Source organism: Candidatus Afararchaeum irisae (genome assembly GCA_034190545.1).
In the GTDB taxonomy this organism is placed as follows: Archaea; Halobacteriota; Halobacteria; order Halobacteriales; family Afararchaeaceae; genus Afararchaeum; species Afararchaeum irisae.
This window is the reverse complement of sequence record JAXIOF010000094.1, coordinates 1-3,986: the sequence shown is the minus strand read 5'-3', so window position 1 is coordinate 3,986 and position 3,986 is coordinate 1. Positions and strand designations below refer to the sequence as shown.

The 3,986-nt window shown below is 56.3% G+C and carries 4 protein-coding genes; 1 reads left to right on the top strand and 3 read right to left on the bottom strand.

The window, feature by feature from the left end; genetic code table 11:
- Positions 1 to 271: 271 nt before the first annotated feature.
- A complete protein-coding gene (locus SV253_09165; protein MDY6776221.1) occupies positions 272 to 1,285 on the top strand; it encodes a sulfite exporter TauE/SafE family protein in 1,014 nt (337 codons plus the stop codon).
- On the opposite strand, the gene SV253_09160 is transcribed toward SV253_09165, so the two are convergent.
- From SV253_09160 to SV253_09150, 3 genes are all read right to left on the bottom strand, one after another.
- Positions 1,282 to 2,349 (bottom strand): site-specific DNA-methyltransferase, encoded by a 1,068-nt coding sequence (locus tag SV253_09160; protein ID MDY6776220.1) that lies wholly within the window; start codon positions 2,347 to 2,349, stop codon positions 1,282 to 1,284. The two genes, SV253_09165 and SV253_09160, sit on opposite strands and share 4 nt — an antisense overlap.
- Before the next feature lie 4 nt (positions 2,350 to 2,353).
- Positions 2,354 to 3,463 (bottom strand): extracellular solute-binding protein, encoded by a 1,110-nt coding sequence (locus SV253_09155; GenBank protein ID MDY6776219.1) that lies wholly within the window; start codon positions 3,461 to 3,463, stop codon positions 2,354 to 2,356.
- A 45-nt stretch (positions 3,464 to 3,508) separates the two neighbouring features.
- Positions 3,509 to 3,986: PGF-CTERM sorting domain-containing protein (locus tag SV253_09150; protein MDY6776218.1), on the bottom strand; the 478-nt coding region annotated here is incomplete at its 5' end.

Below are 3,986 nucleotides of genomic sequence, written 5' to 3'. Positions count from 1 at the left end.
AACCGCTGTGCCGCGACCGAGGAAAGTATGGTCGCTGACGACTGAGACGGCGAGTCAGACACATACACACAACGGTTTGAACCCAATAAACAAAAACAACACAACAGAAAGGACAGATCAATGCTCGGACTATAGTCATTATCGGCGAACGTGAAAGCCCTCGCCATAATCGGGATACTACTTACGGAGGCTGTCGTACTGAACGCCTTCTACGGATTTCTCGACCAGGCGTTTGCTCCAACCATAATGAAGTACATAAAGGGTGAATGAGATGGTGCTAGGAGTAGGTCTTTCGACGGTAGCGATCTTCATGGTATTCGGCGTCCTGATAGGAGTCCTCTTCGGATTCTTCGGAATGGGAGGCAGTCTCCTGATACTCCCCGCGATACTCGTAGCGGGATATCCCGCAGACGTAGCCGCGGGCAACAGCCTCGCGTTCGTCTTCGGAACCGCAGTGATCTCGGTTCTCAAACACCGTGACCACGGACAGATAGACTACAAACTCGGGGCTGTCTTCCTCTTAGGCGGCACGCTCTTAGGAGAGACTGTGGGACACGAGATACTCAACATGCTGAAGGCTCGCGGTCTCTCGAACGTCGTCGTGAGCCTCATACTCGTGACGATACTCGTCGTGATGGGAGTCATCATACTCAGAGACGCACGCTCGAGTGGAGACTCTGACTCTGACTCTGACTCTGAGTCTGAGTCGGGTGCGGCTATACAGGAGAAGGTGAAGTCGTTCAGGCTACCGCCTATGATGAAGATAAAAGGCGGAATCGAGATATCCGTCTGGGTAACTCTCGCGATTGCGTTCTCAATAGGAGTCCTCGCGGGTCTGATAGGCGTGGGCGGAGGCTTCCTCGTGATGCCCGCGATGACATACATACTCGGTGCCCCCGCGGCGGTCGCGGTCGGAACCGACCTCTTCCAGATAGTGGGTCTCGGAGCCTACGGAACCTTCCTCAACGTCTCGAAGATAAATCTCGGCATAGTGATGCCTCTCTTAGCCGGAAGTGCTCTCGGCGCGCGTGTCGGCGCGAGCGCGACGACGGTCACAGACGGAGAGGAGATAAAGGAGTACTTCGCCGTGATGCTCCTGATCTCGGCGGTCTCTACGGCTAGTAAGCTCGCGGCTAACCAGTACGGAATTGAGATACTCAACACCGTGAGCATAGTCTTCGTCGTAGGTGCGGCGTTCCTCGTCACGGGAGTCATAATCTACACGAGCATACAGAAGATAAGAGAAGAGAGTAGTTCGAGCACTGCTGCGGTCGCCGCGGACTAGAACTCGAACTCGGAGTAGTCGGCGACGTAGCGTCTGTCTTTCTGTTCGTTTTCTCGTTCTCGCGTCTTTTGTCTTTCTTCGACACTGTCGACGGAGTAAAACTTTATCTGTCTCTCGTGTTTGGTCATGACCTCGAAGCCGTAGTTCTCGGAGATGTACTTCAGGCTCCTGTCTGTCTCGTCCACGAAGTCGGTGTGTCTGCCGAGACGTCTCCCAACGACTTCGTCTGACTTTTCCTCGACTTGGTCGAGTCTCCGCTCGAAGCTCTCGACGAGATCTCGGCGTATCTCGTAGCCGACGGAGTTACGTCCCGATACGACCGCCGCAAGCGACGTGGTTCCTGTTCCCCAGAACGGATCGAGAACCGTGTCGCCGTAGACCGAGTACATATTTATGAGACGGTAGGGGATCTCGAACGGAAACGCAGCCGACGTGTCACGGAGGGTCTCAGATCCGCCGTTGAGGTCGAGTGACTGCGACTCACCTCTGACGTCAGTCCAGACGTCCGAGAACCAGTCGTTGCGTTCCTCCCAGAAGTAGGCACTCTCGTAACGTCTCTCGGAGTGGGGCTCGAACTCCCTCTTCGACTTCCTGAAGACGAGTATATGTTCGTGTTCGAGTGTGACGTAGGCGTTCGTCGGAAGCATCCCCGACCCCATGAACTTGGCGGCGGAGTTGGTGGGCTTTCTCCACAGAACAGAGGGGAGTGGCTCGTATCCCATCTCCGTGAACTTACGTGTTATACGTGAGTGGTTGGGGTATCTCTCGAAGGAGCCGCCGATCTTACGTGTAGCGTCGCCGACGTTTACACAGACGACGCCGCCCTCCGAGACTACTTCGTCGACCGACTCCCAGACCTCGTCGAGCTCTCGGTGCATGAGACTGAAAGCAGTCCGACCGTCTCCGTCGTCGAGAGCACCACGTATCTCGGGGTTTAGATCCGAGAAGACGTCGTCCCACATCTCTATCATCGGATACGGTGGCGATGTAACCACGAGATCAACCTCTTGGTCGGGGCTCATACGTCTAGAGTCGCCGAAGAAGACGTCGTGGTGTGTCCTCATTCTACTACAGAACACCCACGTCTCGCATGAGTTCGAGAGTCGGCTGTACCTCCGAGAGACGCGTGAGGTCGAACTCGGGTGGATCGAGTTCGTCTATAGTGGGGAGACCCTGTGCGGGATCGACGCCGGGTACGAGCGGATACTCGTAGCCCCTCTCGGCGAGGAAGCTCTGTAGCTCGACAGAGAGGAAATGGCGTATGAAGTTAGCCGCGAGATCCTTCGAGTCGCTCGTCTCTATAACCGACGCGCCCGAGCAGTTTATCAGAGCACCCGCGTCGCCTCTCGTGAACGCAGTCCCGAGCGGAGCATCGGGTTTCGCCTCCTTGAGACGCTGTGCGTAGTAGTGGTTCGCAAAGCCAGCCTTCGCCTCTCCGTTAGCTACTGCGTTCGTCACGAGGAACTCGCCCTTCTGTTCTGTGACTCCGGCGTCTAACATCCCCTGGAGCCAGTCACGTGTCTCGTCCTCTCCGTGTATTATACGCATCGCTGTCACGAAAGACTGGAAGGCTCCGTACGAGGGTGCCCACGTCATCGCGTCCTCGAACCTCTCGTCGTCGGGGAAGGCGAGTATGTCGTCGGGTATCTCCGACCTCTCGAATGTGTCTGTGTTGAAGGGTATAGTCCGTGCGCGCCCCGATATTCCGACCCATCTTCCCTCGGAGTCCTTGAAAGCCGAGTTGACGTTATCGAGTACTTCGTCGGGGAGGGGCGAGGTAAGACCCGCGTCAGCAACCGCTCCGAGTGCCCCCGCGTCTATCGACCAGAAGACGTCGGCTGGAGTTTCGTCCGCCTCTGCCTCCTCGATTATAGTGTTGGCGAGGCTCGAAGACGAGTCACGTCTGACATCGAGTCTGAGGTCGGGGTACCGTTCGTTCTGGAGGTAGTCGACTATGTCGGTGTAGAGACCTCCCTCGCCCCTTCCGAGGTAGACGGTTAGCTCTCCGCTCAGGTCGGGGAGGTCATCTATCGAGACGCCCGTCGCACCCTCCTGTGCCTCCGGAGTGGGGATCTGGTCTCCTCCGCCTCCCCCAAGTTGAGTGCATCCCGACAGTGAGATGAGACCCGCACCTGCGACGGAGTAGAGGAACTCCCTTCTTCCGAGTCTGTTGTTCATATTCATATTCATATTCATATTTGAGAATGGTTGGTCTATGGTTACTTAACGTCGGCGTCGGCGAGCGAGTACGGCGACAGAGACGAGCGCGAGCAGTGAGACCACGGCTCCGAAGCCGGGGAGCGAGTTGGCATTAGTACCCGATTCCGAACTCGAATCACCGGATGAGTCAGCCCCCCCGGTGTTAGAGTCGGAAGATGTCGTGCCCGAGTTCGGCGTCTCCGTGTCAGAGCTACTTCCATTCTCATTCTCAACGAACTCAGAGACCGACTTACCGCTCTCCGACTCTAAGAGAATCTTCTCTGCCTCATCGAGTGTCGACTTCATCTCCGAGACCTTCGACTCGACCTCCTCGACCGAGGCATTTTCGTCTATGAGAGATGGTAGCTCTTCGTTGAACGCCGCCTCCATCTCCTCGACCATCTCGGGGTCTTGTTCTATGAGACGCCCCTCTATGACCTCGAAGTTCTCGTAGTAGGTGTCTGAGATGACCTGTTTAGCCGCTGACGAATTGCCTTCGTCG

Coding starts and splice junctions, on each gene's coding strand:
- SV253_09160 (MDY6776220.1), bottom strand. CDS start 2,349: ATGAGGACACACCACGACGTCTTCTTCGGCGACTCTAGACGTATGAGC.
- SV253_09155 (MDY6776219.1), bottom strand. CDS start 3,463: ATGAACAACAGACTCGGAAGAAGGGAGTTCCTCTACTCCGTCGCAGGT.
- SV253_09165 (MDY6776221.1), top strand. CDS start 272: ATGGTGCTAGGAGTAGGTCTTTCGACGGTAGCGATCTTCATGGTATTC.